The sequence below is a fragment of the Moorena producens PAL-8-15-08-1 genome, from assembly GCF_001767235.1.
In the GTDB taxonomy this organism is placed as follows: domain Bacteria; phylum Cyanobacteriota; class Cyanobacteriia; order Cyanobacteriales; family Coleofasciculaceae; genus Moorena; species Moorena producens_A.
Genome location: NZ_CP017599.1, coordinates 6,489,732 through 6,516,097 on the forward strand (window position 1 = coordinate 6,489,732; position 26,366 = coordinate 6,516,097).

At 44.7% G+C, this 26,366-nt stretch carries 38 protein-coding genes; 10 read left to right on the forward strand and 28 right to left on the reverse strand.

What is annotated here, in order from left to right; genetic code table 11:
• The first annotated feature begins 420 nt into the window (after window positions 1-420).
• A complete protein-coding gene (locus BJP34_RS23715) occupies window positions 421-1,476 on the forward strand; it encodes a Fe(3+) ABC transporter substrate-binding protein (protein ID WP_070394467.1) in 1,056 nt (351 codons plus the stop codon).
• On the opposite strand, the gene BJP34_RS49305 is transcribed toward BJP34_RS23715, so the two are convergent.
• Window positions 1,446-1,568 carry a hypothetical protein gene (locus BJP34_RS49305; protein WP_267876348.1) on the reverse strand — a complete coding sequence of 41 codons (123 nt, stop codon included), beginning with the start codon at window positions 1,566-1,568 and terminating at the stop codon, window positions 1,446-1,448. The two genes, BJP34_RS23715 and BJP34_RS49305, sit on opposite strands and share 31 nt — an antisense overlap.
• 198 nt (window positions 1,569-1,766) lie before the next feature.
• Window positions 1,767-3,443 carry an ABC transporter permease gene (locus BJP34_RS23720; RefSeq protein ID WP_070394468.1) on the reverse strand — a complete coding sequence of 559 codons (1,677 nt, stop codon included), beginning with the start codon at window positions 3,441-3,443 and terminating at the stop codon, window positions 1,767-1,769.
• 282 nt (window positions 3,444-3,725) lie between these two features.
• Between BJP34_RS23720 and BJP34_RS23730 the strand changes: the two genes are divergently transcribed.
• Window positions 3,726-5,111, forward strand: coding sequence for an aldehyde dehydrogenase (locus tag BJP34_RS23730; RefSeq protein WP_070394470.1), 1,386 nt, complete (start codon window positions 3,726-3,728; stop codon window positions 5,109-5,111).
• Here BJP34_RS23730 and BJP34_RS44220 read toward each other — a convergent pair.
• From BJP34_RS44220 to BJP34_RS23765, 16 genes are all read right to left on the reverse strand, one after another.
• Complete coding sequence (locus BJP34_RS44220; RefSeq protein ID WP_158517421.1) at window positions 5,108-5,251, reverse strand: hypothetical protein; 144 nt, start codon at window positions 5,249-5,251, stop codon at window positions 5,108-5,110. The two genes, BJP34_RS23730 and BJP34_RS44220, sit on opposite strands and share 4 nt — an antisense overlap.
• Window positions 5,252-5,367: 116 nt before the next feature.
• Window positions 5,368-6,105, reverse strand: coding sequence for a hypothetical protein (locus BJP34_RS23735; RefSeq protein WP_070394471.1), 738 nt, complete (start codon window positions 6,103-6,105; stop codon window positions 5,368-5,370).
• Between the two features lie 263 nt (window positions 6,106-6,368).
• Window positions 6,369-6,542, reverse strand: a complete 174-nt coding sequence (locus tag BJP34_RS45740; RefSeq protein ID WP_168166517.1) for a hypothetical protein — start codon at window positions 6,540-6,542, stop codon at window positions 6,369-6,371.
• A gap of 573 nt (window positions 6,543-7,115) precedes the next feature.
• Window positions 7,116-8,258: an IS4 family transposase gene (locus BJP34_RS23740; protein WP_070394472.1), complete on the reverse strand. Its 1,143-nt coding sequence runs from the start codon at window positions 8,256-8,258 to the stop codon at window positions 7,116-7,118.
• 87 nt (window positions 8,259-8,345) lie between these two features.
• A complete protein-coding gene (locus BJP34_RS45745; RefSeq protein ID WP_168166518.1) occupies window positions 8,346-8,495 on the reverse strand; it encodes a hypothetical protein in 150 nt (49 codons plus the stop codon).
• Window positions 8,496-8,522: 27 nt separating this feature from the next.
• Window positions 8,523-8,645, reverse strand: coding sequence for a hypothetical protein (locus BJP34_RS49310; RefSeq protein ID WP_267876349.1), 123 nt, complete (start codon window positions 8,643-8,645; stop codon window positions 8,523-8,525).
• Window positions 8,646-8,853: 208 nt separating this feature from the next.
• Complete coding sequence (locus BJP34_RS45750; protein WP_168166519.1) at window positions 8,854-9,027, reverse strand: hypothetical protein; 174 nt, start codon at window positions 9,025-9,027, stop codon at window positions 8,854-8,856.
• 358 nt (window positions 9,028-9,385) lie between these two features.
• Window positions 9,386-9,559, reverse strand: a complete 174-nt coding sequence (locus tag BJP34_RS45755) for a hypothetical protein (RefSeq protein WP_168166520.1) — start codon at window positions 9,557-9,559, stop codon at window positions 9,386-9,388.
• Between the two features lie 464 nt (window positions 9,560-10,023).
• Window positions 10,024-10,206 carry a hypothetical protein gene (locus tag BJP34_RS23745; protein WP_070394473.1) on the reverse strand — a complete coding sequence of 61 codons (183 nt, stop codon included), beginning with the start codon at window positions 10,204-10,206 and terminating at the stop codon, window positions 10,024-10,026.
• 358 nt (window positions 10,207-10,564) lie between these two features.
• A complete protein-coding gene (locus tag BJP34_RS45760; RefSeq protein ID WP_168166521.1) occupies window positions 10,565-10,738 on the reverse strand; it encodes a hypothetical protein in 174 nt (57 codons plus the stop codon).
• Between the two features lie 358 nt (window positions 10,739-11,096).
• Entirely contained in the window at window positions 11,097-11,270 is a 174-nt protein-coding gene (locus BJP34_RS45765) for a hypothetical protein (protein ID WP_168166521.1), read from the reverse strand.
• A gap of 358 nt (window positions 11,271-11,628) precedes the next feature.
• Window positions 11,629-11,811 (reverse strand): hypothetical protein, encoded by a 183-nt coding sequence (locus BJP34_RS23750; protein WP_070394474.1) that lies wholly within the window; start codon window positions 11,809-11,811, stop codon window positions 11,629-11,631.
• Between the two features lie 258 nt (window positions 11,812-12,069).
• Window positions 12,070-12,252 carry a hypothetical protein gene (locus tag BJP34_RS23755; RefSeq protein ID WP_070394475.1) on the reverse strand — a complete coding sequence of 61 codons (183 nt, stop codon included), beginning with the start codon at window positions 12,250-12,252 and terminating at the stop codon, window positions 12,070-12,072.
• A 177-nt stretch (window positions 12,253-12,429) separates the two neighbouring features.
• A complete protein-coding gene (locus BJP34_RS23760) occupies window positions 12,430-12,786 on the reverse strand; it encodes a hypothetical protein (protein ID WP_070394476.1) in 357 nt (118 codons plus the stop codon).
• A 115-nt stretch (window positions 12,787-12,901) separates the two neighbouring features.
• Window positions 12,902-13,165, reverse strand: a complete 264-nt coding sequence (locus BJP34_RS44225) for a hypothetical protein (RefSeq protein WP_158517422.1) — start codon at window positions 13,163-13,165, stop codon at window positions 12,902-12,904.
• Between the two features lie 241 nt (window positions 13,166-13,406).
• Window positions 13,407-13,586, reverse strand: coding sequence for a hypothetical protein (locus tag BJP34_RS23765; protein WP_070394477.1), 180 nt, complete (start codon window positions 13,584-13,586; stop codon window positions 13,407-13,409).
• Between the two features lie 185 nt (window positions 13,587-13,771).
• Between BJP34_RS23765 and BJP34_RS44230 the strand changes: the two genes are divergently transcribed.
• Window positions 13,772-13,921: a hypothetical protein gene (locus tag BJP34_RS44230; RefSeq protein ID WP_158517423.1), complete on the forward strand. Its 150-nt coding sequence runs from the start codon at window positions 13,772-13,774 to the stop codon at window positions 13,919-13,921.
• Window positions 13,922-14,181: 260 nt separating this feature from the next.
• On the opposite strand, the gene BJP34_RS23770 is transcribed toward BJP34_RS44230, so the two are convergent.
• Both BJP34_RS23770 and BJP34_RS23775 read right to left on the reverse strand, forming a co-directional pair.
• Entirely contained in the window at window positions 14,182-14,802 is a 621-nt protein-coding gene (locus BJP34_RS23770; RefSeq protein ID WP_070394478.1) for a class I SAM-dependent methyltransferase, read from the reverse strand.
• A gap of 356 nt (window positions 14,803-15,158) precedes the next feature.
• A complete protein-coding gene (locus tag BJP34_RS23775; RefSeq protein ID WP_070394479.1) occupies window positions 15,159-16,775 on the reverse strand; it encodes a B12-binding domain-containing radical SAM protein in 1,617 nt (538 codons plus the stop codon).
• 830 nt (window positions 16,776-17,605) lie between these two features.
• Between BJP34_RS23775 and BJP34_RS23780 the strand changes: the two genes are divergently transcribed.
• From BJP34_RS23780 to BJP34_RS23795, 4 genes are all read left to right on the forward strand, one after another.
• Entirely contained in the window at window positions 17,606-20,122 is a 2,517-nt protein-coding gene (locus tag BJP34_RS23780) for a transglycosylase domain-containing protein (protein WP_229423998.1), read from the forward strand.
• Window positions 20,123-20,311: a hypothetical protein gene (locus BJP34_RS44235; RefSeq protein WP_070394480.1), complete on the forward strand. Its 189-nt coding sequence runs from the start codon at window positions 20,123-20,125 to the stop codon at window positions 20,309-20,311.
• A gap of 168 nt (window positions 20,312-20,479) precedes the next feature.
• Window positions 20,480-20,680: a photosystem II assembly protein Psb35 gene (psb35, locus tag BJP34_RS23790; protein ID WP_070394481.1), complete on the forward strand. Its 201-nt coding sequence runs from the start codon at window positions 20,480-20,482 to the stop codon at window positions 20,678-20,680.
• A 262-nt stretch (window positions 20,681-20,942) separates the two neighbouring features.
• A complete protein-coding gene (locus BJP34_RS23795) occupies window positions 20,943-21,953 on the forward strand; it encodes a glutathione S-transferase family protein (RefSeq protein ID WP_070394482.1) in 1,011 nt (336 codons plus the stop codon).
• A gap of 424 nt (window positions 21,954-22,377) precedes the next feature.
• Here BJP34_RS23795 and BJP34_RS23800 read toward each other — a convergent pair whose 3' ends face one another.
• The 8 genes from BJP34_RS23800 to BJP34_RS44245 form a co-directional block, all read right to left on the reverse strand.
• Complete coding sequence (locus BJP34_RS23800; RefSeq protein WP_149031144.1) at window positions 22,378-22,818, reverse strand: hypothetical protein; 441 nt, start codon at window positions 22,816-22,818, stop codon at window positions 22,378-22,380.
• 2 nt (window positions 22,819-22,820) lie between these two features.
• On the reverse strand, window positions 22,821-23,285 hold the full coding sequence (locus tag BJP34_RS23805) for a hypothetical protein (RefSeq protein ID WP_070394484.1): 465 nt from the start codon (window positions 23,283-23,285) through the stop codon (window positions 22,821-22,823).
• Window positions 23,267-23,416 (reverse strand): hypothetical protein, encoded by a 150-nt coding sequence (locus BJP34_RS44240; RefSeq protein ID WP_158517424.1) that lies wholly within the window; start codon window positions 23,414-23,416, stop codon window positions 23,267-23,269. Before BJP34_RS44240 ends, BJP34_RS23805 begins: the two co-directional genes overlap by 19 nt.
• Window positions 23,417-23,702: 286 nt before the next feature.
• The gene (locus BJP34_RS49315; protein WP_267876350.1) at window positions 23,703-23,825 is read right to left on the reverse strand and encodes a hypothetical protein; all 123 of its coding nucleotides are present in this window, start codon (window positions 23,823-23,825) and stop codon (window positions 23,703-23,705) included.
• Between the two features lie 47 nt (window positions 23,826-23,872).
• Window positions 23,873-24,007, reverse strand: coding sequence for a hypothetical protein (locus tag BJP34_RS49320; RefSeq protein ID WP_267876351.1), 135 nt, complete (start codon window positions 24,005-24,007; stop codon window positions 23,873-23,875).
• A gap of 27 nt (window positions 24,008-24,034) precedes the next feature.
• Entirely contained in the window at window positions 24,035-24,169 is a 135-nt protein-coding gene (locus BJP34_RS49325; protein WP_267876352.1) for a hypothetical protein, read from the reverse strand.
• A gap of 245 nt (window positions 24,170-24,414) precedes the next feature.
• Entirely contained in the window at window positions 24,415-24,990 is a 576-nt protein-coding gene (locus BJP34_RS23815; RefSeq protein WP_070394486.1) for an REP-associated tyrosine transposase, read from the reverse strand.
• A gap of 39 nt (window positions 24,991-25,029) precedes the next feature.
• Window positions 25,030-25,281 (reverse strand): hypothetical protein, encoded by a 252-nt coding sequence (locus BJP34_RS44245; protein WP_070394487.1) that lies wholly within the window; start codon window positions 25,279-25,281, stop codon window positions 25,030-25,032.
• 62 nt (window positions 25,282-25,343) lie between these two features.
• Between BJP34_RS44245 and BJP34_RS44250 the strand changes: the two genes are divergently transcribed.
• The 3 genes from BJP34_RS44250 to BJP34_RS44260 all read left to right on the forward strand — a co-directional run bounded on the left by BJP34_RS44250 (window position 25,344) and on the right by BJP34_RS44260 (window position 26,308).
• Complete coding sequence (locus tag BJP34_RS44250) at window positions 25,344-25,604, forward strand: hypothetical protein (RefSeq protein ID WP_070394488.1); 261 nt, start codon at window positions 25,344-25,346, stop codon at window positions 25,602-25,604.
• A 91-nt stretch (window positions 25,605-25,695) separates the two neighbouring features.
• Window positions 25,696-25,956 carry a hypothetical protein gene (locus tag BJP34_RS44255; RefSeq protein ID WP_070394488.1) on the forward strand — a complete coding sequence of 87 codons (261 nt, stop codon included), beginning with the start codon at window positions 25,696-25,698 and terminating at the stop codon, window positions 25,954-25,956.
• A 91-nt stretch (window positions 25,957-26,047) separates the two neighbouring features.
• The gene (locus BJP34_RS44260) at window positions 26,048-26,308 is read left to right on the forward strand and encodes a hypothetical protein (RefSeq protein WP_070394488.1); all 261 of its coding nucleotides are present in this window, start codon (window positions 26,048-26,050) and stop codon (window positions 26,306-26,308) included.
• The last annotated feature ends 58 nt before the right edge of the window (window positions 26,309-26,366 follow it).

Sequence of the window (26,366 nt, forward strand, 5' to 3'; positions counted from 1 at the left end):
GGTTTGCCAAATCAAAGGCACGAATAATGCCTAAACCCTTTATATGACAAGCTTTTCCAGTCTTTGTTTCCTAAGGGCTGAAGTTCCCTCCTGGGCGCAGCCCTATAACTTTCCGCTCTATTCATCTGAAAAATTTTTGGATAAATTTCTGATTAGCCCTTGACAAAAGTCTAGAGTAATCAGTAATATTCCTCTTCTACACACTGACCATTACATCTACTTATAGGGTCAATTATATAGTCAAATTGGGTAATTAAAAGGATTTATCTGCCATCTGACCGTCTGAGGTAGTTTACAAAATCCCCAAAGTAATCGATAATTTATAGCGATAGCAGTAGGTAAGGTAATTCAGCACCTGAGTTACCTTACCTACTGCTTAAGTTTAGCGATAACTATAAGGATAAAAATTAGTAGTTGCTGATGAACATCAACAGAAGAAATATCTTACTAGCAGGTGGTACAGCCATGGCGGCTTACACCTTAGGTGAACTGGGTAAACCTCGTAGAGCAGCCGCCCAGAATGAGGTAGTCAATGTCTACTCCTCTCGTCACTACAAGACCGATGATGACTTGTACGACAACTTCACCCGCATCACTGGTATTGAAGTGAATCTGATTGAGGGGAAAGCAAATCCATTAATAGAACGGATTAAAAGTGAGGGGGCGAATAGCCCAGCTGATGTCTTAATCACTGTTGACGCTGGTCGTCTGTGGAAAGCTGACCAGGCTGGCATTTTTGCCCCGGTTAATTCATCGGAACTCAACGCCAAGATTCCGGCTAACCTGCGACACCCTGACAATCACTGGTTTGGCTTCACTAAGCGAGCGCGGGTGATTATGTATAACAAAGACAGAGTCAACCCTGCGGATCTGTCAACTTACGAAAATCTGGCTGATCCCAAATGGCAAGGTCGCATTGCTATCCGCTCATCAAGCAACGTCTATAATCAATCTCTGGTTGCGTCACTGATTGCCAGCCTGGGTGTACCAGCAGTAAAATCATGGGTCGAGAGCTTTGTGGGTAACTTTGCTCGCAAGCCTCAGGGTAATGATCGAGCCCAAATTGAAGCGGTTGCTGCTGGGATTGCGGATATTGCGATCGCAAATACTTATTATCTACCTCGCTATATTAAATCCGATGACCCTGCCAAGCAGGGGATATTCAAGAAAGTTGGTGTATTTTTCCCCAATCAGCAAAACCGGGGTGCCCACATTAATATCAGTGGTGGCGGCTTGGTGAAAACAGCTCCTAATCCAGGAAATGCTATCAAGTTCTTAGAGTATCTAACTAGCCCTACGGCTCAGACCTTCTTTGCTCAAGCTAATAGCGAATATCCAGTGGTTCCTGGAACACCGATTGATCCGGTACTTGCGGGCTTTGGTTTTCCTTTCAAGGAAGATCCAACCAGTGTTTCCAAATATGGGCCTAATAGTGCTACAGCAGTTCAACTGATGGATATTGCTGGTTGGGTATAACAGTTTTGAATTAGGTGAACTACTGTCGTCTTAGGGAGTAGGGAGTAGGGAGTAGGGAGTAGGGAGTAGGGAGTAGCGCCGAGCTTCCTCAAACCCAGAACTTTGTCCTAACCGAATTGATAAATACTATAGTGGTTCTGCCGTAATTAGCATCCTTTTTTACGGAAGAGCCAATTTTTTTGATTCCAACACCATTAACCTTGACCTATTTTGACTCCTTACTTCTGTAAAATCACCTTCAACATTTCTAAATTCTCAATTCTCAATTCTCAATTCTCAATTATGCATTATTATCCCTGAGATTTAGCAATCTTAAAACTCAATAAAATTACTGGAATAATTCCTACTAAAACAATCGCTAAGGCTGGTGCTGATGCCTGAATTAATCGTTCATCGGAGGCATACTGGTAAACTCGTACTGCCAGGGTGTCAAAATTAAACGGTCGCATGATCAGAGTTGCTGGTAACTCTTTCATTACATCCACAAACACTAACATCGCTGCTGTCAACAATCCTCCCCACATTAATGGGGCGTGAACTTTAATTAGGGTCAGCGTAGGACCATAACCGAGACTGCGAGAGGCATCATCTAAACTAGGCTTGATCTTACCTAGGCTGGATTCAACGGTATTGAATGAAATTGCTAGGAAGCGCACAAGATAGGCGTATACTAAAGCAATGATGGTGCCACTGAAAAGTAAACCGGTGGATAGGCCAAAGGTTGCCCGCATCCAGCTGTCAATGGTATTGTCCAACTGACCTAAGGGCATTAATACACCAACTGCAATCACTGAACCAGGGATAGCGTAACCCATGGCAGCAGTGCGTACTGCTAAGCGCATCCCTAGTTTGGGCACTAGACGTTGCCCATAAGCCATGACTAATGCTAATACCATGGCCATCGCAGCTGTTGTAATTGCTAATAGTAAACTATTTGTAGCTAGCTGAAAAAAATTATCATCTAAGGTTTCCTCAGCATTTTTAATGGTCATGTGCAGCAAAAATGCTGCGGGTGCTAAAAATCCAAGAGCAATGGGAAGGAAACATGCTAACAGCGCCAGTATGGCTCGGCCCCCAGTTAGTGGAAATGGCTTGATTCGTTGGTAACTACTACCAGTCTCATAATAGCGAGATTGCTTACGAGACCAGCGTTCCAGTACAATTAAAACAATTATGAATAGTAGTAAACAGGCGGCTAGTTGAGCAGCGGCTGACCTCTCACCCATGCCTAACCAGGTACGATATATCCCTGTAGTGAAGGTATTTACACCGAAATACTCTACTGTGCCAAAGTCGCTTAGGGTTTCCATCAGTGCTAAGGCCAAACCTGCCATGATCGCTGGTCTGGCTAGGGGTAGAGCTACGGTGAAGAAGCCACGCCAAGGGCTGCATCCGAGGGAACGAGCAGCTTCTAGGGTACGCACGGATTGCTCTAGGAAGGCTACCCTGGTGATCAGGTAAACGTAGGGATAGAGTACTAGAGACAACATTGCGATCGCACCCCACAGAGACCGGACATTGGGAAACCAATAATCCTGGACGCTAGTCCAGCCAAACAGCTGCCGCAGCCAGGTCTGTACGGGTCCAAAAAAGTCCAGCATATTGGTGTAAGTATAGGCAAGTAAATAGGCTGGTGCTGCCAGAGGCAGTAGTAGCGCCCATTCAAACACCCGGCTTCCCCAGAAGCGACACATGGTTACTAGCCATGCTGTTGAAACCCCAAGGATTAATACTCCACTACCTACACCTAGGATTAACCAAACGGAGTTGGCAATGTAACTGCCTAAGACAGTGGAGACTAAATGACTCCATACCTTTGAAGAATCGGAGAACATACTGCCCAGCACAAATAGGACTGGTGCGCAAATCAAGAGTGCGATCGCAATTACCGAGACTGTCCAACCAGGCAAACCCAGACGATGCCATGGTTTGTTACCGCTCAATAGTGCTGAAATTTTTAGTGGCATCGGGAGTTTTCAGGCAAATGATTGTTTTGAGGAATATTTTCAAGGAGCTGAACTCAGAGGCTGTTTATACAGTAAATGTATAGACAGCGATGAGTTGCTTAATATTGGTGGGTTACGGCGGACAGCTCTCTTCAAAGGTGAGCTTTTAAAGTACTCCCCGCCTAACCCACCCTACGCTAAACTCTTGCAAGTATTTAGCAATAAACTATCCTATCAAATAATTGCTAACCTTGAACCAGAAGAAAATGATTTTTTTTTTCCGTTCAGGGGTTAAATTTTAAGATGCTTGAACTACAAACCAGTCAAGTCAAAGATATTTTGGCTCAGCAGCGCAATTTTTTCAGCACCGGTAAAACCAAAGATGTGGCATTCCGGATCGCCCAACTCAAGCGCCTCAAGCAAGTTATTTTAGAAAATGATACTGCCATTTTAGAAGGGTTGAAAGCCGACCTGCACAAGGCGGAATTTGAATCTTATGCTACCGAAATTATCCTGGTGCAGGAAATTGATCACACCCTCAAGCATATTAAATCCTGGGTCAAGCCCAAAAGAGTCCCGGTCTCAATGGCAAATTTTCCAGGCTCTGGTCAAATTTATCCCGAACCCTTGGGAGTAGTACTGATTATCAGTCCCTGGAACTATCCATTTGCTCTAGCGATTGCGCCTTTAGTGGGTGCGATCGCAGCGGGAAACTGTTGCGTTATCAAACCCTCTGAAATCTCCCCTCACACCTCTGGTGCGATCGCAGAGATTATCCAGAAAAACTTTGACCCTAGCTATATTGCTGTAGTGGAAGGGGGAGTAGAAACCAGTCAGGAACTGTTAGCAGAAAAATTCGACCATATCTTATTCACTGGCAGCACCCAAGTTGGCAGAATTATCATGACTGCTGCTGCCAAACACCTAACCCCAGTCACCCTAGAGTTGGGGGGTAAAAGTCCCTGCATTGTGGAGACAGATGTGCCGATAGAGACTACAGCAAAACGAATTGTTTGGGGTAAGTTTATCAATGCCGGTCAAACCTGCGTTGCACCAGACTATCTGCTGGTGAATCGGGAGATTAAATCTGATTTACTCCAGGAAATCAAAGCTTGTATCCATAAATTTTATGGAGATGATCCCGCCACAAGTCCAGATTATGCTCGGATTATCAGTGATAAACATTATCAGCGTTTGAGTAGCTTACTCAACGATGGTGAGATTATAATTGGTGGACAAACTAATGCAGAAGACCGCTATATTGCTCCCACGGTCATCGACAATATTTCCTTAGAGGATAAAGTGATGGAAGAGGAAATCTTTGGTCCGATTCTACCTGTGATTGAATACAGTAATTTAGATGAAGCGATTGGGATAGTTAACCAAAGACCAAAACCCTTAGCCCTATATTTTTTCTCCAGAGACAAATCAAAGCAACAGCAGGTTTTGCAACAGACCTCTGCTGGTGCTGTTTGCTTGAATGAAACAGTTATGCATCTAAATGTTCCTTCCCTACCATTTGGTGGGGTTGGTGATAGTGGCATGGGTGCTTATCATGGTAAAGCTGGTTTTGATACCTTTTCTCACCAAAAAAGCGTGCTGAAGAAGTCCTTCTGGCTGGATTTGCAGTTGCGCTATGCTCCCTACAAAGACAAACTGGAACAGATCAAGAAATTTGTTAGTGGTTAGTCATTATTGGTGTTAGGGAGCTTCAAAGCGGGGAGTCGGGAGTCGGGAGTCGGGAGTCGGGAATCGGGAGTCGGGAGATAGCGCCGTCTTGGGGAGCCAGTTGCTGATTTATCCATCTCCCCATCTCCCCATCTCCCCATCTCCCCATCTCTTCATCTCTTCATCTCCCCGCGCCTCCTACACTTCCCATCTCCCTATCTCTCTATCTCCCCATCTCCCCATCTCCCCACACTGGGCGCGGCGCTATAACTAATCGCTAATAATCGGACTTCTTATGATCATCCTCAGACCAGACTGCACTGGCTAAGCCACTCCAGCAGATCATCTTCCATTTAGCCATGGATAGTTTAGGAATTTTAGCAACGAATAGCCAGTCAGAGTAATCTAGGTGCTCATAGATACCATCTTTGGCACCACTATGATTCAGCCAGCCCCAGCCAGAGATACCTTTATAGCCCCGGTGCTCCGTATCATCACCAAACCGGAAGGAGTATTCATGTTTACCGAAGTAGTCTACTAAATCAAAGGACTTGAACTTCTTAGACTTGATTGTCCCCTTACCCATGCCAATGTTGTACTTGCCATAGGCTTTCTCCGTGACATAGGCATCGTTGTCTTGATGTCCCACAACCTTGTAGCTAAAGTCGATATCCCAGTAGTCAGTTGTCCCTTTTTTGTAATTTTTCCCTTGTTTTTGTCCACCGAAGGCTTTTCCGTAGATGCGGATCTCGCCTGTGCTGGTGTAGTCGAGGAATACCTCTGCGCCCTCGTACTCAAAATCAAAGGTATAGATATCTCTGGGATTACCAGTGAGCAGTCCATCAAGACGCAAGCCATAGGGTGGTGGACTGGCACTAGCACCAGGGTGATTGCAAAGTTGGAAGGTACACTTTTGTGGAGCAAATGTGGGCTTGAATGAGAAGGGAACTAAAAAATTGATCGGAATCTCAAACTCACAGTTGTAAGCGGATTCGTGGATATTTTCGTCAGGCATGATTTGCCCTCCATCAGGTAGTTTTGCAGGTAGTGTTAATCTCTCCCAATGGTCTCATAATTTACTAACAGGTTGCGGTACCCTTAAGGGTACCTTTTAGTTAACTTGTAAGCATATGCGCATCGGGTAGCGCATATGCTTACGTTAAGCTTAGCAAGAGACTGGTTAAGAAAATCCCCCTGACTTGATAAGTCTAGGGGGATTCGAGGAACTAATTTCTATGAACTAATTTAAAGCCAGCCGTCAAAGATCATTGTCAGAGATTAAGTGGTAACTGGTTCGGGAGACTCAGTACCCGATCCGTTCTCTTCGATCTCCATTTCCTCATACTTAGTAAAGCACTTACGCTTAGCCGCTACAGCTAGGTCGAGCACAATGGGTACTTCTAATTTGATCGGAACTTGGAACACACAGGGTTTATCGTATTTGTAAGGCATGGGTTTTACCTCTTGCTGTAATTAATTTCAATCAACACATTTATATAATGTCAAATCTAGCTCTGCCTTGGCAGTACCCTTGAGGGTACCTTTTTTAAACTGATGATATTACGGGATAATTTACTCTTGATCAAGTCAATCTAATCACGGCTTAAGTAGCTGACTATTGGTGGGTTACGGCGGACAGATCTGTGGAAAGGTGAGCTTTTAAAATACTCGCCGCCTAACCCACCCTACTGGCGTGGCAAGCTTAAAATAGTGCAATAGCTTTTTGATCCCCATCTTCCCACACTCCCCGCGCCCCCGCCCCGCGCCCCCGCCCCACACTCTCCCATCTTTTTCTAATGCAACATTTAAGGCTTGCCACGCCACTACGGGGCTGTAATTATCCAATAAATAACAAGTCCTCCATCCTGAGGTCAGAATGGAGGATAAAGAGGAAATATAGGACTTAATTTATGCCCAGAATTTAAAAGCCAGCCGTCAAAAGTAACTAAAGAGACTAAGTGGTTTGTTCAGCTGACTCAGTACCCGATCCGTTCTCTTCGATCTCTGAGGGGGCGACGAAATAAGCTAAAACGCAGACTCTATAAGTAATCTAGCCCTTAGACCTCGTTGATAATACTTTCGTTTATTAGGATTTAATTTCATTAATTCGGTTACTAATTCTAGACAAACATCCTTGAGATTGACCCAAGTTTGGCTATATAAACCAACGTAAAAACTGCTATGTCTGCGTTCCCTACGACGAGATTCTTTGACACGAGCCACATAGTTTTGTATTCCTTGACGTTTAATATGCTGACCTTGAATTGTTGAGGAAGTGTAAGCTATCGCAATTAATAACACTAGAGAAATAAGTCGTTTACCCTCAACCTTAGTCTCCTCTATATTATAACCCCCTGTCTTAAAATCTCTAAACATTTCCTCGATATCAAATCTTTTTTTATAAGCTGAAATCGCCAACTCTAAGCTCTCAAGATTTGTCAGAATAAACCAGGCTTCTTTTGGGGATATTCCCTTGAGTTTACGTTGCCACTTACAAGCGACATTAAAACTTATAAACCCACGGGTCTTGGTCACTTTAACTCCTTGGATAAACAAAGATAATCCTGGTGTTAAGCCTAAATTATTTAATTGAATCCAAAGATCATTTTTCACTTCGATAAATTCGTTCTTCTTAAGACGTAAGCAGAAATATACACCCAATGACTGGAGATGCTGCGCCAGCTTGAGTGAGCAAAATTCTCTATCCCCTAATAGACAAACTTTATAATTTTTTAAAAGTGGCATCACTGAAGATAGGGCAGTTTTCTGTTCATGAATATTGCTAGACCCTAATTTGGGAAGTAATTCAAAATATATAGGAAAGGCTCTTTTATCCCAAACTATACTGATCATGAGGAAATTTATGCGACTCCAATTTGTGCGGTCTATCGCTACATAAATTAATTTTTCAGTTGTAAAGTATGTTGATAACCAGGTTTCGACAATTGGGAACCAAATTTTTTCAATCGTCAGATTAGGCAATGATAAAAATCGTTGTATTCTTTTTCTCCGACTTTCAAATTTTATGGGAATTGATAGAGCATTTGCTAATTTTTCTAAATTTACTTTTTTAATTGTCTGTAGGAGACTAAGCAGAATTAGAATGAATAAGTATTCTGACTTATTAAGTTGACTTTTTAAGTGGTTTTGGTAAAATGCAGGTAACATTTTCAATTGGTAGGTCTTGTTGCAAATAAGGGACCTATTTTTTTTTACCACAAAATGGTCAAAGCTTTACATTTAAAGCTTTTCAGGCTATTTCGTCGCCCCCCCAGCTTCGATCTCCATTTCCTCATACTTAGTAAAGCACTTACGCTTAGCTGCTACAGCTAGGTCAAGCACAATGGGTACTTCTAATTTGATCGGAACTTGGAACACACAGGGTTTATCGTATTTGTAAGGCATGGGTTTTACCTCTTGCTGTAATTAATTTCAATCAACACATTTATATAATGTCAAATCTAACTCTGGCTTGGCAGTACCCTTGAGGGTACCTTTTTTTAACTGATGATAGTCACCCATAACGTACCATCGGTATTGGTGGGCATTGCCCATTTCATTTATAGGCTCACTAATTTTAATCTTCCTGAGCAATGCCCACCCTACGATTTTTATCTGGTTCGGTATTGGTGGGTGTTATTATCGGTTAACCAATAAATAAAAATTCCTCCATCCTGAGGTCAGAATGGAGGATAGAGAGGAGAGATAGGACTTAATTTATGTCCAGATTTTAAAAGCTAGCTGTTAAAGATTGCTAAAGAGATTAAGCAGCCGGTTCGGGGGACGGCTCAGTACCCGATCCGTTCTCTTCGATCTCCATTTCTTCATACTTAGTAAAGCACTTACGCTTAGCCGCTACAGCTAGGTCAAGCACAATGGGTACTTCTAATTTGATCGGTACTTGGAACACACAGGGTTTATCGTATTTGTAAGGCATGGGTTTTACCTCTTGCTGTAATTACTTTCAATCAACACATTTATATAATGTCAAATCTAACTCTGGCTTGGCAGTACCCTTGAGGGTACCTTTTTTCAACTGATGATAGTCTCCCATAACTTACCATCGGTATTGGTGGGCATTGCTCATTTAATTTATAGGCTCACTAATTTTAATCTTCCTGAGCAATGCCCACCCTAGGATTTTTATCTTCTTCGGTATTGGTGGGGATTATTATCCCTTAACCAATAAATAAAAATTCCTCCATCCTGAGGTCAGAATGGAGGATAGATAGGAGAGATAGGACTTAATTTATGTCCAGATTTTAAAAGCCAGCTGTTAAAGATTGCTAAAGAGATTAAGCAGCCGGTTCGGGGGACGGCTCAGGAGCCGATCCGTTCTCTTCGATCTCCATTTCCTCATACTTAGTAAAGCACTGACGCTTAGCCGCTACAGCTAGGTCGAGCACAATGGGTACTTCTAATTTGATGGGAACTTGGAACACACAGGGTTTATCGTATTTGTAAGGCATGGGTTTTTCCTCTTGCTGTAATTAATTTCAATCAACACATTTATATAATCTCAAATCTAACTCTGGCTTGACAGTACCCTTGAGGGTACCTTTTATAAACTGATAATAAGATGGCATAACTTAGCCTTGGTATTGGTGGGCATTGCCCATTTAATTGATAGGCTCACTAATTTTAATCTTCCTGAGCAATGCCCACCCTACGATTTTTATCTGCTTCAGCATAACTTAGCCTCGGTATTGGTGGGCATTGCTCATTTAATTTATAGGATTACTAATTTTAATATTCCTGAGCAATGCCCACCCTACGATTTTTATCTGGTTCAGTATTGGTGGGCGTAATTATCGATTAATGTCGAAAATAAAAATTCCTCCATCCTGAGTTCAGAATGGAGGATAGAGAGGAGAGATAGGACTTAATTTATGTCCAGATTTTAAAAGCCAGCCGTCAAAGATTGCTAAAGAGATTAAGTAACCGGTTGGGGGGACTGTTCAGTATCCCCTTCATTACCTTCTGCCTCTTCGATCTCCATTTCCTCATACTTAGTAAAGCACTTACGCTTAGCCGCTACAGCTAGGTCGAGCACAATGGGTACTTCTAATTTGATCGGAACTTGGAACACACAGGGTTTATCGTATTTGTAAGGCATGGGTTTTACCTCTTGCTGTAATTAATTTCAATCAACACATTTATATAATGTCAAATCTAGCTCTGGCTTGGCAGTACCCTTGAGGGTACCTTTTTTCAACTGATGATAGTCTCCCATAACTTACCATCGGTATTGGTGGGCATTGCTCATTTAATTTATAGGCTCACTAATTTTAATCTTCCTGAGCAATGCCCACCCTACGATTTTTATCTTCTTCGGTATTGGTGGGGATTATTATCGCTTAATGTCTACAATAAAACTCCTCCATCCTGAGGTCAGAATGGAGGATAAAGAGGAAATATAGGACTTAATTTATGCCCAGAATTTAAAAGCCAGCCGTCAAAAGTAACTAAAGAGACTAAGTGGCAACTGGTTCAGCTGGCTCAGGAGCCGATCCGTTCTCTTCGATCTCCATTTCTTCATACTTAGTAAAGCACTTACGCTTAGCCGCTACAGCTAGGTCGAGCACAATGGGTACTTCTAATTTGATCGGTACTTGGAACACACAGGGTTTATCGTATTTGTAAGGCATGGGTTTTACCTCTTGCTGTAATTAATTTCAATCAACACATTTATATAATGTCAAATCTAGCTCTGGCTTGGCAGTACCCTTGAGGGTACCTTTTTTCAACTGATGATAGTCTCCCATAACTTACCATCGGTATTGGTGGGCATTGCTCATTTAATTTATAGGCTCACTAATTTTAATCTTCCTGAGCAATGCCCACCCTACGATTTTTATCTTCTTCGGTATTGGTGGGGATTATTATCGCTTAATGTCTACAATAAAACTCCTCCATCCTGAGGTCAGAATGGAGGATAAAGAGGAAATATAGGACTTAATTTATGCCCAGAATTTAAAAGCCAGCCGTCAAAAGTAACTAAAGAGACTAAGTGGCAACTGGTTCAGCTGGCTCAGGAGCCGATCCGTTCTCTTCGATCTCCATTTCTTCATACTTAGTAAAGCACTTACGCTTAGCCGCTACAGCTAGGTCGAGCACAATGGGTACTTCTAATTTGATCGGTACTTGGAACACACAGGGTTTATCGTATTTGTAAGGCATGGGTTTTACCTCTTGCTGTAATTAATTTCAATCAACACATTTATATAATGTCAAATCTAACTCTGGCTTGGCAGTACCCTTGAGGGTACCTTTTTTCAACTGATGATAGTCTCCCATAACTTACCATCGGTATTGGTGGGCATTGCCCATTTCATTTATAGGCTCACTAATTTTAATCTTCCTGAGCAATGCCCACCCTAGGATTTTTATCTGGTTCGGTATTGGTGGGTGTTATTATCGGTTAATGTCTACAATAAAACTCCTCCATCCTGAGGTCAGAATGGAGGATAGAGAGGAGAGATAGGACTTAATTTATGCCCAGAATTTAAAAGCCAGCCGTCAAAGATTGCTAAAGAGATTAAGCAGCCGGTTCGGGGGACTGCTCAGGAACCTCTCCATTACCTTCTGCCTCTTCGATCTCCATTTCCTCATACTTAGTAAAGCACTTACGCTTAGCCGCTACAGCTAGGTCAAGCACAATGGGTACTTCTAATTTGATCGGAACTTGGAACACACAGGGTTTATCGTATTTGTAAGGCATGGGTTTTACCTCTTGCTGTAATTACTTTCAATCAACACATTTATATAATGTCAAATAATCCCCTGGCTTTACAGTACCCTTGAGGGTACCTTTTTTCAACTGATGATAGTCTCCCATAACTTAGGGGTGATTATCGCTGAAGGTCTACAATAAAACTCCTCCCTCCTGAGCTCAGGAGGGAGGATAGAGAGGAGATATATTACTTAATTTATGCCTATAATTTTAAAGCCAGCCGTAAAAAAATAATTTCAAAGATTCCTAAGGATAAAAAGTGGCAGACGGTTCGGCTGGCTCAGTAGCCCCTCCGTTCTCTTCGATCTCCATTTCCTCATATTTAGTAAAGCACTGACGCTTAGCACCTACAGCTAGATCGAGAACAATGGGCACTTCTAATTTGATCGGAACTTGGAACACACAGGGATTATGGTATTTGTAACCCATGGGTTTTACCTCTTGGTGCAATTAATTTTAATCAACACATTTATATAATGTCAAATAATTCCCTGGCTTTACAGTACCCTTGAGGGTACCTTTTCTGTTAAGGATGATTAAGATTAATTTATTTTAAGGATAGCATTTTGATCAATGCTATCCTTTAGTTTTTGCCGCTCCACCTACTTAATCATTAATGGGAGCACATTCGATATTGAGTAAATCGTCGCGAATCCATCCTTTGGCACCACTTACTGGAAAACCTACTCTGTGCCAACCATAACCAAAGCTGTCTATTTTGTAATCTGGTTCTGGAGGAGTTGCTGTCAGAACGTAGACATTATCACCCACTAAACCATAACCCAAGCTTCTATAATTAGTTCCTGCTCCAGAACGTAAGGTGATCCGAGAATTGGGGTTGCTAGCAGTTAGGGTGGCTCGACAGTGGGAACGCTCACTAGGAAAAGTATGCTGAGCAAAAGCCTCAGTTGTAGGGACGGTAACTGCAGCAGCTGTAGCTAGTAATAAGATTGCTTTTTTCATTTGTTTTCTCCAATCATCGATGTTTCTTATTTACTAGTAAAATAGAAATAACAGTTGGAGTGATTGGAGACAGTGCCACTTAATCAGTAGTCCTAACGCTGACATCGATAAAACCTTATTTTTCCATAGTTAACACCCTTGCTAGTACAGACAGTTGAGAAACTGGTCTATGGTGGTTTTGTGGGCGGGGAATAGGGAATAGGGAATAGGGAGTAGGGAGTAGGGAGTAGGGAGTAGGGAGTAGGGAGTAGGGAGTAGGGAGTAGGGAGTAGGGAGATGGGGAGATGGGGAGATGGGGAGATGGGGAGATGGGGAGATGGGGAGATGGGGAGATGGGGAGATGGGGAGATGGGGCAGTTTCCTTTATCAACGACTGCATCAAGACAACCTATTTAAAGATACCAACTTAATCTAAGAGGACTTCTCCGCTATCTTCCCACACTTCCCTATCTCCCCACACTCTTCTCCCTGCTCCGAAGTCCCTGCTCCCTAAAAGCAGGCAGGAGACTGGCAAAAAAAATCCCCTGGCTTGATCAGCCTAGGGGTATTGCAGGAATTAATTACTATGAACTAATTCAAAGCCAGCCGTTAAAGATTCCTTTCAAAGATGCCTGAAGGTACTAAGTGCCAACGGGTTTGGGTGACTCAGTAGTTTCGCTACCTTCGGCCTCAATGAGCTCCATGTCCTCATATTTGTCAAAGCACTTACGCTTAGCAGCGACAGCGATGTCGAGAACAATGGGTACTTCTAATTTGATCGGTACTTGGAACACACAGGGGTTATAGTATTTGTAAGGCATGGGTTTTACCTCTTGCTGTAATTGATTTCAATCAACATATTTATAGAATGTCAGATCTAACTCTGGCTTCACAGTACCCTTGAGGGTACCTTTTTTTTGGGCGTTGCTTAATAATGGAATTATTTTAATAGTAGGTGCGCGCCTCCAAGGCCGCGAGCAATCCCTCGCGGCCTTGGGTCGCACCTGTGGAATGGGCATCTTGCCGTGGAACAGGCATCTTGCCGTGGAACGGGCATCTTGTCGTGGAACGGGCATCTTGCCGTGGAACGGGCATCTTGCCCGTTACAATTCCCAGGCAGGATGCCAACCCCACTCATATTCATTCCGCCCCTTAGCAATGCCAAAAATTGAGGATCTCTCGCAGGTTGGTAGAGAATGCGATGCCCGAGCATTGAGCCGCTACGCGATTGACCGTAGGTCACGCGGGGCGCGTTCGCATCATTCCCCTCTCAACTGGAATGCAATGCTCTAAGCCGCTACCAGAACAAACGAAGTAGAGAACAACTATTACTCAACCCTAGAGTCGAATGTTAGGTGCAGCTAATCTGACTTCCCTACTCCCTACTCCCTACTCCCTGCTCCCTCAAAACCTAACCTAATTGACCATCGCTCTACTACTACGGCAAATCAATCCTTCTGAGCCAAAATGTGTGTAAGAGTATGGATTATTCTGATCTGGCCACAGTTGCTGGCCTTTCTCAACTCCAATTTCTTTAACTACCTCTAATTTCCCGTCATCGATGGCTTCATTAACTGCCCTATAGACGCTTTCCCATGCTCCGTAATCATCAAAAATGATCAATGCATTATTAAATCGCTTTAAACAGTTATCAATATCTTGTTTGATATACTCGTATTTATGACGTGCATCTATTAAAACCACATCAGCAGGAAAGGTTAACTCATTCCAATCAGAAGTATACACATCAAATCTTTGGAATTTGACATGGGAATTAAAAATATTGTTTAGTCTTGCTACTCTGAGGTACCTATCGTTAACATCTAAACCCAGATATTGAGTGAAGTGATCCGCTAGGTGCTTTGCGGTCAAACCTTTGTAACATCCCACCTCTAATAAGTTATATTGTTTTTTCGGTAAAAATTGTTTGACATGATCACGGAATTGTTGGCTAACTGTCCAACAATCTGTCCTTTTATCTACAGGTAGGACTATATCCTGCCATGTATTCTGTATTTCAGTTAAGAGCTCAAGCATAGGTTGTAACTAGTAATAGTAATAAATCTAAGCATTCAGCCGTCAGCCGTCAGCAATATAAGCATTCAGCCGTCAGCCGTCAGCCGTCAGCTTATTTTATTCAAAAGCTGTTCGGAGCTCAAGTAGTGTGGCCACAGGCCTTTGGCTGATAGCACCTCAAGTAGCGTGCGCATAGCACATTAGCTGATAGCACCTCAAGTAGCGTGCCCGTAGCGCATTAGCTGAATGCTTAATAATAAATAGCAAAGGCCACAGGGAGTAGGGAGTAGGGAGTAGGGAGTAGGGAATAGCGAACTTTGGCTCAAATAGATATCCTATCAAATAAAATCACTGACACCCCACACCTCCCACAGGCCCTATTCCCCATTCCCTAACCCCAGGGCTGTAGCAGCACCTAAGTGCTTGAGCAAGGTGGCTTGGGGAAGTGGCCCAAGCAGATGACTCCAAGGCAAGACTTGCTCTGTTGACCAGTCGGTATAGACGTAGAAGTCTAGTTCAGGTAACTGTCCTCGCAATTGTTTAAAGGCACGGCGGAAACTGCCTAGGGAATCCCCATAATGCCTGGTTAGTTCTAAGAGTTGGGATAAGCGACGATCCCCTCGGGAAATGAGTGCTTGAATGACTGACCAATTGTAGCTTTCTGGTCGAAAGTCTATGGCTTGCGATCGCAATTTTTTCTGCAACAACTTGAGGCGCTTCTGGGCTTGGGGATTGACACCAAACCACTGAAAGGGTGTATGAGCTTTGGGCACAAAGGTGGAGCACCCGAGGGTTAAGCCTAGACCGGGGGCTGCTCTCTTAATCTGTTCCATCATCGCTACAGTTTCTTCAACATCTGCTATTTCCTCTCCCGGAACTCCTACCATCCCGTAGAGTTTCAGACGTTTTAATCCCCCTGCTTTAGCATTCACTGCTGCTTGGATAATTTGGTCATTGCTGAGCTTCTTATTAATAATCTCGCGCAACCGTTGTGAGCCACTTTCTACTGCAATCGTAATCGAACGGGTGTTACGTCTAGTTAGGGTTTGGGCTAGCTTTTCAGTAACTGTATTGGTTCGCACTGAGGCAATACTCAAGCGCACATGGTCGTATTGTGGCTGATTTAGGTAATCTAACAACACATCAAACTCGGGATGCTGGGTGACAGATGCTCCCAGTAAGCCAATCCGGTCTGTTACCTTTAATCCCCGTTCTATAGCTGGAATCAAAGCATCGATCGCGCTAGGGGTACGAAATGGTAAAGTAAGGTAACTGGCCAGACAGAAGCGACACATCTCTGGACAACTGCGCACCACTTCTACCATGTAGATGTTTTCCCAAGCGGCTTTTTCGGTGACCACTGTGGAAGCAGACAGGGTATTGCCCCGATAGGTCTGTTTAGATACCGTGGCAGGAATCTGATCAGACACTGGTTTAATGGATGCGATCGCACTCGTTAGGTCATGGTAGGTTACGTCATATAAACTAGGTATATAAACTCCAGGGACTTGAGCCAAATGCTGCAATTGAGTATTACGTTCAGCAGTCCGAACCTCTTGATACGCATCGATAAAATTATCTAGCAGGATTTCCCCATCTCCGAGCAAAATCACATCAAAGAAGTCAGCAAAGGGTTCTGGATTAGCGGTTAACACCGGACCGCCACCAAACACTAGGGGATGGCTAGAGTCCCGTTGTGCTGAGTACAGGGGTATCTCCAAAAATTCCAATCCCCCTAAGATATTGACATAATCCAATTCCCATGATATAGAATAACCTAGTAATTCTGGCTGTCTCGGTAATGGCTCATGGTAATCGGTGAACAAGCGGCTGACCCTTAAGTCAGGGCGCAAGGCTAAAGATGCCCACACTATCTGATAGCCAAGACTAGTAATACCTATACTGTATTGATTAGGAAAGGCAAAGATAGTAGGAATGGCATGGTCGTCAGGAGTGGCTGGTGTAAACAGAAGACGTTCGGAGGAAAATACCACAGGGTTTAAAGAGGACGTATTGGATTGAAGAATACAAAAAAATAAGGTTTATTTATTTATTTATAGCGTTTATCCCACTTATGAAGTACAGTCTTTTTTGACTAGGGTACCCCCCTAACCCCCCTTAAGAAGGGGGGGATATGATTCCGTTAAAACCATCTTTACTATTGCCTTTTGCATGGATGCTTTTTGCCTTAAAAGGTAGAGCCATGTCGCTCCAACGTTGCTGAGAATTGCTATATTCTCATTATGCTTTGGTCATCATTAGTAGTTCACCCTAGGCTTAACTACTAGTTAAAAATAACCAATCACAAATAGTAAGCATATGGGCTACAGATGGTGCTACTTGAGGTGCCGTCAGCGGTCAGCCGTCAGCTTTCCGTAACAGAGATTAAACTTTTGCTTACCTGTTTTATTCAAAAGCTCTTCGGTGTAGCTTGCCCTATGCCCATAAGCTGATAGCTGTAAGGTTACGCCTGACAGCTATCAGCTGTCAGGCGTGAGCTTTTAGCTCACGCGTGCGCGAACAGCCGTCAGCTTATTTTATTCAAAATCACCTCAAGTACCGTGGCCACAGACCTTTGGCTGATAGCTGATACGCGACACGCTGATAACTGATAACTGATAGCTGAATGCTGATAGCTGAATGCTGAATGCTTAGGCTGAATGCTGATAGCTGAATGCTTACCTACTACGTGTAAATCCGGATTTTCTGCAAGCAGAAAGAAAAAAGTTACAGATTCACTAAATTTAAAATTTTAAGCCCTAAAATAGACAACAAGTTATACGACAACATGTTATGGCTGCTTTTGTATTGCTAAGGAGTTGATGTGTCAATATTTTCCCCGAAGCCCCAAGATCGACATAGCCACCACCCTCCGAATCCCTCAAAGAAACTGGGGGAGAAATCGGATTTAAATGAGAGTGCTGTGTCTAATCATGGCAATAACCCCTCATCAAAGCCAAGACGGCGGAAGCGACCGAGGGTAGTTGCCCAAACTCTCAACGGAATTAAGCGTGTATCTAGTACGGTTATCAAACCGCTAATCGGACCAAAAGCAATCTATCGTCGCTCCTGGTTTTGGATCGGACTAGGGGTGGGTGGCAGTGCGATCGCATTGGGTTGGGGTTGGCAAAAGCTAGAAAGCTCTCTGCCAGATTCTACTAAGGATGTCTTGACCTATGTTCGAGATGACACGATCACGATTAAAGCTGCCGACAGCAGTATTATCCAGCAAATTGGGCCAGCTAGCCATGAGACCCTCAAGATTTGGGAAATACCCGAAACCCTGATGGAAGCCTTCATTGCGATTGAAGACCAACGCTTTAAAGAGCATAAAGGGGTAGATAGCCAGGGTATTCTTCGTGCTACTGTGGCTAACCTCAAAGCTGGGGGAGTAGTAGAAGGAGGTAGCACGATTACCCAGCAACTGGCTAGAATTGTTTATTTTGATCACGAACGCAGCATTGTACGCAAACTCAAAGAAATGCGCATGGCGCAGAAAATTGAGCAGGATTTGAGCAAAGATCAAATCCTGGAGCGTTATTTAAACCTAGTCTATTTGGGTTCCGGTGCTTACGGGATTGCTGATGCGGCTTGGGTCTATTTTAGTAAACCGGTAAAAGACCTGACCTTGGGAGAAATGGCAACACTGGCGGGATTACCCCCAGCTCCTAGTGTTTACTCGCCATTGTTAGAGGGCAAAATCAATAGCTCTAGGCAAAAAGCAGCCAAAGAGCGTCGTGATGTAGTATTGCAGCGGATGTTGGAAAATGGCTACATCTCCCAGGCTGAAGCCAACAAAGCTATGGCCGAGCCCCTGAGTATTAAGCCAAGCCAACCGAAGCGACTGGAGCGTAAAGCATTCTATTTCACGGAATATATTCAACAAGAATTGCCCAAATACGTTTCCAAAGAAGTACTGGCTAAGAAAGGGCTGACTATTGAAACTACAATTAATTTAGAGTGGCAAGATGCTGCTGAAACTGCTGTCCAAAAGACCATGAAAACCTATGGTCGTTACCAGCGGTTTGGACAAGCTGCACTCGTTGCCGTCGATCCGCGCAATGGTCAGATCAAAGCCATGGTCGGGGGTAAGGATTTTAATGACCTAGATAGCAATAATTACCTCAATCGGGTCACCCAAGCTCAACGTCAGCCTGGTTCTACATTCAAGACTTTCGTGTATGCCGCCGCAGTAGCAACAGGGATGTCTCCCTATAAAGGCTACATGGATGCGGGTTATATAGTAGATGGTTACGAACCTAAAAACTACAGTGAGAGATTCCGGGGTTCGATCTCAGTGCGGGATGCCCTGGTTTCTTCGGTAAATGTGGTAGCCGTCAAAACCCTAGTGGATGTGGGCTGGGAGCCGATTATTAAACTGGCTCAAAAAATGGGGATTAAATCCAAACTCCATCCCACCTACTCCCTAGCCTTAGGAGCATCTGAAGTAAACCTGTTAGAACTTACCAATTCCTATGGCACCTTAGCTGCCCAAGGCATTCACCACGATGCTCATGGGATTCGCCGCATTATTGACCAGCACGGTAACGTGATTTACGACCACAAAGTCGAGGGTGAGCGAGCTATTGATGCAGAAACAGCAGCCATTGTGACCTGGATGCTCAGGGGTGTGGTTACCGGGGGTACTGGGACAGCGGCTCAAATTGGACGACCAGCAGTTGGCAAAACCGGCACTACGGATGATGCCCGTGACCTCTGGTTTGTGGGCTATATTCCCCAATTAGTCGCTGGGGTTTGGTTAGGTAATGATGATAACAAGCCTACCAAGGGGTCTAGTGCAACTGCTGCTGCCACCTGGCGTCAGTTCATGTTGGAGGTAATCGAAGACTTAGACCGTGAGTCCTTTACTGAGCGCCCCAGGAAGTTATCTGGTCGGGAAGCTACCATTGAAGCTCAGCCGATTAAACCCAAACGAGTTATTAACAAAAAATTTGTTCCCACTACCGTTACCGCTTCCACAACTCGGTCAAGGAGAAGAACGAGTTCAAGACGAGCTAGTTCAACCAGAAGAGCCAGTTCTACACGGCGTCGTAGTAATCGGGTCAGGGTCTCTAGGAAAAGCTCTCAACCCAAACGGTATTACCGTCGCAAAGCTACAACAACTAAACGGTCTTATCCCCGTAAAAGTACCACCAGACGCTATACGCCCAGAAACACTGCCCCAAGACGGTCAGCACCAGCAAAGCGCAGGTATTCACCAGCACCAGCAAGGCGCAGACCAGCACCAGCACCCAGAGTTGCTCCCAAACCGGCGGCTCGTCCTAAGCCTCAACGCAAGCCAGCAGGAGGTCCCTTAGCTCCCCCAGCAGCTAGAAAATAGGTGCTGTTAGCCGTCAGCGGTCAGCGGTCAGCGGTCAGCGGTCAGCGGTCAGCCATCAGCGGTCAGCCATCAGCCGTCAGCTTTGTGGCACAGGCTTTGGCCTTGGCCAAAAGGCCACGCGGGGCGCGTTTGGCCACGCTGTGCGAACGAGGCTGGGAAGTAGCTCATCAGCTGAATAGTGATAGCTGATAGCTGATAGCTGATAGCTGAATACTGATAGCTGAATACTGATAGCTGAATAATAATAGCTGATAGCTGATAGCTGATAGCTGAATACTGATAGCTGATAGCTTACCCTATCGAAGCCATCATGCTGGATGGTACGATAACCGAAATACGAGAAAATCTAAACTGGCTATGTATGTATTGATGGAAGCAGGCAGTTTTCCCTTGTGGTTTACCCTAGTGTATGTTGTGGGTTTTGTGGCAGCAGTTGTGATTGGCTCGATTGCTTGGTACAACTCTAAACGTCCTGCTGGTTGGGAAGGGTCAGACACTCCTAATTGGGTACCGAAGATCGATGATCCAGAAGATAATTCTAAGGGAGAAGAATCCTAAAAGACGTTAGTTTGGTTGGGAAAACCAGAAGATTTGACTCAAAAAGAACCGTGGCTTGAACACCGTAAGTCACGGTTCTTTTTTAGCACTACTAGGGTAATCAGGCTACTGGTCAGAATTTGTTGGTATCGTATATATAGCACTACGCATTAAGGTGTTTGACATTGATACAAACAGCAAAAGCTGTTATAGAAAACTTTTGCCTTTTGCCTTTTGCCTTTTGCCTTGCCCGTAGCGCTATATGTCTTACTAAATTCCTATCATGACCAGAGCTGCTGAAACTAAGAAAAAAGGCAAGTCACTCCCGCCAACACTGATCATCAGGTTGGGAAAGTTTGTCTGGACAACTCTCTGGCAAATGATGATGTCGAAGCTGGCTCCACGGAATAATTCTGGAGAGTACATTCGCCCGAAGAGCGAGTTTAGGAATTTTATCGGGACAGAAGCAGAGAATGCTTACCAACCGGAAGCAGGACGCTACTGTCTTTATGTAGGACTTGGTTGTCCTTGGGCGCACCGCACTCTTGTGGTCAGGGCACTGAAGGGACTCCAAGACGCAATACCGGTTTTCATTGCCTCTCCTTCTTCAAATCAGGGGATTTGGGTATTTAATGAGCAGCAGGAAGGCTGCGACACGCTTCCTGAGCTTTACGACCTGGCACAAACAGGCTACAACGGTCGTTGCACAGTTCCAGTGCTGTGGGATAAACATAGCAAAACCATTGTCAACAATGAGAGTGCAGAAATTATCGTAATGCTGAACTCACAGTTCAATGAGTTCGCTACTAATCCTACCCTAGACCTTTATCCAGAGGAACTAAAGGAAACCATTGATGGGTGGAATGAGACTATCTACCACACGGTGAATAATGGGGTCTATCGTTGCGGTTTTGCCCAGACCCAAGAAGCTTATGAGAAAGCTTGCGATCAGCTATTCACAACCTTAGATAAGATTGATCGAGCCCTGGAGACCAGTAGATACCTGTGTGGGGATAGGGTAACCCTGGCAGATGTGCGTCTATTTACCACTCTGTTCCGTTTTGATGTGGTCTATTATGGTTTGTTCAAGTGCAACCGTTTCAGAATTCAGGACTACGATAACTTAGGTCCCTACCTGCGTGACTTGTATCAGCTTCCCGGAGTTGCTGATACCTGTAGCTTAGAGGATGTCAAGCGGGATTACTACGGAAATCTGTTCCCCCTCAATCCAGGTGGAATTATTCCCAGTGGCCCTGATCTGGCTAGCCTGCTTAAACCTCATGGTAGGGAATAGGGAGTAGGGAGTAGGGAGTAGGGAGTAGGGAACAGGGAACAGGGAACAGGGAACAGGGAACAGGGAATAGGGAAACAATTTTGTTTATCTGATTACTATGAAGAAAGCTATCAGCTTATGCGCTACGCGCACGCGTGCGCGTTCAGCTATCAGCCCATGCTTAAACTATGATAACCGCTATAGTTGCAATTAGTGTAAGGGTTAGCTGAGTGCGATGGCCTTGGCCAAAAGGCCACGCTACGCTCCGGAAGCTTCGCTTGCGCTAAAAGCGATTAGCCCGAAGGGCGTTGGCTAGCGATCGCATTCAATTCAATCAATACTATAGGGCACCTAAATGAATTGTGATAATTTTTGTTCCCTACTCCCTACTCCCTGCTCCCTGCTCCCTGTTCCCTATTCCCTGTTTCCTATTCCCTATTCCCTTTTAATAGTTAAAAGGATATAATTTTTTTACCGATTGCCGAGATAGAACAACAATCGTTAAAATTCCAACAAGTGTGCCAAATGGTCTGAACCAGCAGAGTAGGCAAGCTATCATAAACGAAAACCAATAATTCTTGCTTTTTCTGAGCATATAGCCAGAGAGAATGATAGCAAAAGCAAAGATTTCTCCAAGGATGAAAAGTATGGCACCAGAAATGACTAGCAAATAGCCAGGCAAGTCTGATGACACATTTCGTGATAACTTAAACCACTCTGATAACTCTCCTGATAAGTCTGCAGGAATTGAGTCACTTGCGCCAATCATAAACAGACCAAAAGGGATATATAACATTAGTATAAACAGGGAGTAAAATCCAAAAAATCCCCCAAACATGTAGTGAGTCCATGATAATATATTTAACTGCTTTTTAGGATTTCTCATAACTATAAATTAGTCGAATTCCCAAACTTCCCAAACTTCCCAAACTGTCCCAACTTAGCACACCTCCCACACTTCCCTTCAAGACTCTCTAGGTGACCAAAAGCCTGAGTGTGAACTGGTGCAGCTCGATTCAATGCCAAAAATTTTCCTAGTTTAACTCCCTTCGTCATCACCGAAAACTCAAGAACTGTTTTACCTTCACCATATTTCCTCGCTCGACCCTCAGGCTCAGGAGATTTTTCTAGTGCGATGCTCCTTGGCCTTTGGGCCACGCGTTCGCGTTTGGAGCCGCTACGCGAACGCATTTTGTAGTAAGCATTTTGTAGGGTGGGCATTGCTTGAAACCAACTCCCAATCCTGCCGGAATTGACCAGAGCAATGCCCACCAACCAGTAAGCATTTAGTAGGGTGGGTATTGCTTGAAACCAACCCCCAACTCTGCCGGAATTTACCGGAGCAATGCCCACCAACCAGGGTGCATTTTATAGTGCGATGCTCCTTTGGAGCCGCTACGCGATCGCTTTTGTAGCTTTTGTAGGGTGGGCATTCCTTGAAACCAACCCCCAATCCTGCCGGAATTCACCTGAGCAATGCCCACCAACCAGGGTACCTATGCCTCCCAAACCTTCCGGAATTCACCATTACTTTGCCCACCCAAAGCATTGCTTGAAACCTCACGGGGTGACAACAAAGTATGCATTTTGTAGGGTGGGCATTGCTTGAAACCAACCCCCAACCCTGCCGGAATTTACCGGAGCAATGCCCACCAACCAGGGTACCTATGGCCGGTTTCCAACTCCCAAACATTCCGGAATTGACATCACTATTTGCCCACCCTACGATTGTCATTATTGGTGGGCATTGCTCATTTCATTGATCGCTGTTCAATCTTGGTCTTGATCACCAATGCCCACCCTACGATTGTCATTATTGGTGGGCATTGCCCATTTCATTGATCGGTTTTCAATCATGTACTCAATCACCAATGCCCACCCTACGATTGTCATTATTGGTGGGCATTGCCCATTTCATTGATCGGTTTTCAATCATGTACTCAATCACCAATGCCCACCCTACGATTGTCATTATTGGTGGACATTGCCCATGTCATTGATCGCTGTTCAATCTTGGTCTTGATCCGCAATGCCCACCCTACGATTCTGGTTGGGTCTTGGTGGGCATTCCCCATGTCATTGCTCGGCCTTCAATCATGTACTCAATCAGCAATGCCCACCCTACGATTGTCATTATTGGTGGGCATTCCCCATGTCATTGATCGGTTTTCAATCATGTACTCAATCCGCAATGCCCACCCTAGGATTCTGCTTGGGTCTTGGTGGGCATTGCCCATGTCATTGATCGCTGTTCAATCATGTACTCAATCAGCAATGCCCACCCTACCATTCTGGTTGGGTCTTGGTGGGCATTGCCCATGTCATTGATCGCTGTTCAATCATGTACTCAATCAGCAATGCCCACCCTACCATTCTGGTTGGGTCTTGGTGGGCATTGCTCATTTCATTGCTCGCTGTTCAATCATGTACTCAATCAGCAATGCCCACCCTACCATTCTCTAGGCCACCAACCGTTGATAATTCACTCACCAACCTTGGCTCCAATTTCCGAAAAATCTGGAACTAATGGTTGTCTGCCCCGGCAAGAACAACCCCAATCGATCTGATACTGACCTCTTTGAACCCATCTGGTGAAACTCGAATACTCCCACCGATGAGGACAAGATACCAACCCATGCTTAACCGGATTGTAATGAATATAATCTAAAGCCTGTTGGAAGTCAGATTCATCTCGAATCACATGCTCCCAAAATCGGCGCTGCCAAACATTACTTTCTCTGTGTTTACGACGGGATGCCGATACATTCTGTGGCTTGAATTTTTTACCCCGTAGCGATCGCGTAAACAACACCTTAAACCGAGAAACCCGATAGGAATAAGCTGTATCCCCTGGCGGTAGAGTCCACAAAAAATGAAGATGGTCAGGTAAAACAACTGCACCAGTAATTTCAAAAGGTCTCTCAGTGCGAGTTTTAGCAAGTGCAGCACGCAAATAAGCAATAGTTTCCGGTTCGGAAAACAGAGGGGTGCGGTCGTAGGTTACCAGAGTCAGAAAAAAGGTTCCACCTGGGACATAGGCTCGACGATATTCGGGCATGGTTGTGGATTGCTGGGCATTGCGGATTTAATTTCTAGGCTAACTAATGTTGAACTTGCTGAGCAAGACCCACCCTAGGATTCTTGTCTGGTTCAGCTTACGCTTTTGTAGGGTGGGCATTGCTTGAAACCAACTCCCAATCCTGCCGGAATTGATCTGAGCAATGCCCACCAACCAGAGCATTTTGTAGGGTGGGCATTGCTTGAAACCAACCCCCAATCCTGCCGGAATTGATCTGAGCAATGCCCACCAACCAGAGTAGCTTGTAGGGTGGGAAAAGCCTGTTTCCAACTCGCCTACCTGCCCAAAGTCACCTGAGTTGAGTGCTTACGCTTTTGTAGGGTGGGCATTGCTTGAAACCAACTCCCAATCCTGCCGGAATTCACCTGAGCAATGCCCACCAACCAGGGTACCCATTGCCTGAAACCAACCCCCAAGCCTGTCCGAATTCACCTAAGCAATGCCCACCCATTGCCTTTTGGGTCTTGGTGGCCATTGCTCATTTATTTGATCAGCGAACAATTTTGATAGTTATCAGCAATCCCCACCCTACGAGTCTTGGGTCTCCCAATCCTGCCGGAATTGATCTGAGCAATGCCCACCAACCAGAGTAGCTTGTAGGGTGGGAAAAGCCTGTTTCCAACTCGCCTACCTGCCCAAAGTCACCTGAGTTGAGTGCTTACGCTTTTGTAGGGTGGGCATTGCTTGAAACCAACTCCCAATCCTGCCGGAATTCACCTGAGCAATGCCCACCAACCAGGGTACCCATTGCCTGAAACCAACCCCCAAGCCTGTCCGAATTCACCTAAGCAATGCCCACCCATTGCCTTTTGGGTCTTGGTGGCCATTGCTCATTTATTTGATCAGCGAACAATTTTGATAGTTATCAGCAATCCCCACCCTACGAGTCTTGGGTCTCCCAATCCTGCCGGAATTGATCTGAGCAATGCCCACCAACCAGAGTAGCTTGTAGGGTGGGAAAAGCCTGTTTCCAACTCGCCTACCTGCCCAAAGTCACCTGAGTTGAGTGCTTACGCTTTTGTAGGGTGGGCATTGCTTGAAACCAACTCCCAATCCTGCCGGAATTCACCTGAGCAATGCCCACCAACCAGGGTACCCATTGCCTGAAACCAACCCCCAAGCCTGTCCGAATTCACCTAAGCAATGCCCACCCATTGCCTTTTGGGTCTTGGTGGCCATTGCTCATTTATTTGATCAGCGAACAATTTTGATAGTTATCAGCAATCCCCACCCTACGAGTCTTGGGTCTCCCAATCCTGCCGGAATTGATCTGAGCAATGCCCACCAACCAGAGTAGCTTGTAGGGTGGGAAAAGCCTGTTTCCAACTCGCCTACCTGCCCAAAGTCACCTGAGT

Bases quoted from the DNA above. Each gene is read 5' to 3' on its own strand.
- BJP34_RS23720 (WP_070394468.1), bottom strand. From the start codon at position 3,443: ATGCCACTAAAAATTTCAGCACTATTGAGCGGTAACAAACCATGGCAT.
- BJP34_RS45760 (WP_168166521.1), bottom strand. From the start codon at position 10,738: ATGCCTTACAAATACGATAAACCCTGTGTGTTCCAAGTACCGATCAAA.
- BJP34_RS45755 (WP_168166520.1), bottom strand. From the start codon at position 9,559: ATGCCTTACAAATACGATAAACCCTGTGTGTTCCAAGTTCCCATCAAA.
- BJP34_RS23755 (WP_070394475.1), bottom strand. From the start codon at position 12,252: ATGGGTTACAAATACCATAATCCCTGTGTGTTCCAAGTTCCGATCAAA.
- BJP34_RS45750 (WP_168166519.1), bottom strand. From the start codon at position 9,027: ATGCCTTACAAATACGATAAACCCTGTGTGTTCCAAGTACCGATCAAA.
- BJP34_RS45745 (WP_168166518.1), bottom strand. From the start codon at position 8,495: ATGCCTTACAAATACGATAAACCCTGTGTGTTCCAAGTTCCGATCAAA.
- BJP34_RS45765 (WP_168166521.1), bottom strand. From the start codon at position 11,270: ATGCCTTACAAATACGATAAACCCTGTGTGTTCCAAGTACCGATCAAA.
- BJP34_RS23740 (WP_070394472.1), bottom strand. From the start codon at position 8,258: ATGTTACCTGCATTTTACCAAAACCACTTAAAAAGTCAACTTAATAAG.
- BJP34_RS44220 (WP_158517421.1), bottom strand. From the start codon at position 5,251: ATGGGGAGATGGGGAGATGGGGAGATGGATAAATCAGCAACTGGCTCC.
- BJP34_RS23730 (WP_070394470.1), top strand. From the start codon at position 3,726: ATGCTTGAACTACAAACCAGTCAAGTCAAAGATATTTTGGCTCAGCAG.
- BJP34_RS49310 (WP_267876349.1), bottom strand. From the start codon at position 8,645: ATGGGCAATGCCCACCAATACCGATGGTACGTTATGGGTGACTATCAT.
- BJP34_RS23815 (WP_070394486.1), bottom strand. From the start codon at position 24,990: ATGCCCGAATATCGTCGAGCCTATGTCCCAGGTGGAACCTTTTTTCTG.
- psb35 (WP_070394481.1), top strand. From the start codon at position 20,480: ATGTATGTATTGATGGAAGCAGGCAGTTTTCCCTTGTGGTTTACCCTA.
- BJP34_RS23800 (WP_149031144.1), bottom strand. From the start codon at position 22,818: ATGAGAAATCCTAAAAAGCAGTTAAATATATTATCATGGACTCACTAC.
- BJP34_RS23770 (WP_070394478.1), bottom strand. From the start codon at position 14,802: ATGCTTGAGCTCTTAACTGAAATACAGAATACATGGCAGGATATAGTC.
- BJP34_RS23750 (WP_070394474.1), bottom strand. From the start codon at position 11,811: ATGCCTTACAAATACGATAAACCCTGTGTGTTCCAAGTTCCGATCAAA.
- BJP34_RS49320 (WP_267876351.1), bottom strand. From the start codon at position 24,007: ATGGGGAATGCCCACCAAGACCCAACCAGAATCGTAGGGTGGGCATTG.
- BJP34_RS23760 (WP_070394476.1), bottom strand. From the start codon at position 12,786: ATGAAAAAAGCAATCTTATTACTAGCTACAGCTGCTGCAGTTACCGTC.
- BJP34_RS23745 (WP_070394473.1), bottom strand. From the start codon at position 10,206: ATGCCTTACAAATACGATAAACCCTGTGTGTTCCAAGTTCCGATCAAA.
- BJP34_RS23765 (WP_070394477.1), bottom strand. From the start codon at position 13,586: ATGCCTTACAAATACTATAACCCCTGTGTGTTCCAAGTACCGATCAAA.
- BJP34_RS44225 (WP_158517422.1), bottom strand. From the start codon at position 13,165: ATGCAGTCGTTGATAAAGGAAACTGCCCCATCTCCCCATCTCCCCATC.
- BJP34_RS23715 (WP_070394467.1), top strand. From the start codon at position 421: ATGAACATCAACAGAAGAAATATCTTACTAGCAGGTGGTACAGCCATG.
- BJP34_RS45740 (WP_168166517.1), bottom strand. From the start codon at position 6,542: ATGCCTTACAAATACGATAAACCCTGTGTGTTCCAAGTTCCGATCAAA.
- BJP34_RS49315 (WP_267876350.1), bottom strand. From the start codon at position 23,825: ATGACAATCGTAGGGTGGGCATTGGTGATTGAGTACATGATTGAAAAC.
- BJP34_RS49325 (WP_267876352.1), bottom strand. From the start codon at position 24,169: ATGGGCAATGCCCACCAAGACCCAAGCAGAATCCTAGGGTGGGCATTG.
- BJP34_RS23735 (WP_070394471.1), bottom strand. From the start codon at position 6,105: ATGCCTGACGAAAATATCCACGAATCCGCTTACAACTGTGAGTTTGAG.
- BJP34_RS23795 (WP_070394482.1), top strand. From the start codon at position 20,943: ATGACCAGAGCTGCTGAAACTAAGAAAAAAGGCAAGTCACTCCCGCCA.